This window comes from Actinoplanes sp. DH11 (assembly GCF_020873875.1).
Lineage (GTDB): Bacteria > Actinomycetota > Actinomycetes > Mycobacteriales > Micromonosporaceae > Actinoplanes.
The window spans coordinates 1-1,189 of the sequence record NZ_JAHWGU010000075.1 but is presented as its reverse complement, the minus strand read 5'-3'; the positions used below and the strand labels follow the sequence as shown (position 1 = coordinate 1,189).

The window sequence follows — 1,189 nt, the reverse complement described above, 5'->3', positions numbered from 1 at the left end:
ATGCGTTGGTGGCGGGGATTCCGGATTTGGTGGGGGTGGTGCATTGTGCGGGTGTTTTGGATGATGGTGTGTTGGAGGCGTTGACGCCGGAGCGGTTGGATGCGGTGTTGGCGGTGAAGGCGGATGCGGCGTGGTTTTTGCATGAGGCGACGGCGCATTTGGATTTGAAGTTGTTTGTGTTGTTTTCGTCGGTGGCTGGGTTGTTGGGTACGGCGGGGCAGGCGAATTATGCGGCGGGTAATGCGTATTTGGATGGGTTGGCTGAGTTTCGGCGGGCGCGGGGTTTGGTGGGGTTGTCGTTGGCGTGGGGTGCGTGGGACGTCGGCATGGCCGGCGAATCGAATCGCCGTCGCCTCCACCAGGACGGAATGCTGCCCCTGACCGTCGCCGAAGGGCTCGCGGCGTGGGAGGCGGCGATCGCCGGCGACTCCGCTGTTCTGGCCGCAGTCCGGTGGGACCACACAAGACTGCGTGCCCGTGCGGCGCGAGAGGCCGTGCCGGCCAAGCTCAGATCCTTGGTTTCCGGTCCGATCAGGCGGGCCGGCACCGATTCGCTCATCGACCGGCTCTCCGGCCTCGACCGGGACGGAGCCGTCGAGACCGTCCTGTCGATCGTGCGGGACGAGGTGGCGGCCGTCCTCGGGCACCGCAGTGCCAGCGCCGTAGCACCCCGGCAGCTCTTCACCGAACTTGGATTCGACTCGCTGACCGCGGTGGAGCTGCGGAACCGGCTGGCGGCGGTGACAGGGCTGAAACTGCCCGCCACGCTGATCTTCGACTATCCGACGCCGGCTGCGCTTGCCGGTCACCTCGTCAACCAGGTCACCGGACGGGCTCCGAAGAAGGCCAAAGCGGCGACGGTACGGATCGGAGCTGACGAACCCGTCGCCATCGTGGGCATGGCCTGCCGTTATCCGGGGGGAGCCGTCTCACCCGATGCGCTCTGGGCTCTGGTCCGCGCCGGGCGGGACGCCATCACGTCGTTCCCGGACGACCGGGGCTGGGACCTACGCGGACTCACCTCGGACACGATGGAGGGTGGTTTCCTGCACGATGCGGCGGAGTTTGATGCGGCGTTTTTCGGGATCAGTCCGCGTGAGGCTTTGGCGATGGATCCGCAGCAGCGGTTGTTGTTGGAGGCGTCGTGGGAGGCGTTCGAGTCGGCCGGTATTGATCCGGCTGTTTTGCG

General features: G+C 66.2%; 1 protein-coding gene. It reads left to right on the top strand.

Features of this window, described 5'->3' with window-relative positions; genetic code table 11:
* Nucleotides 1–1,189: beta-ketoacyl reductase (locus tag LPA41_RS40770; RefSeq protein ID WP_229076856.1), on the top strand; the 1,189-nt coding region annotated here is incomplete at both ends.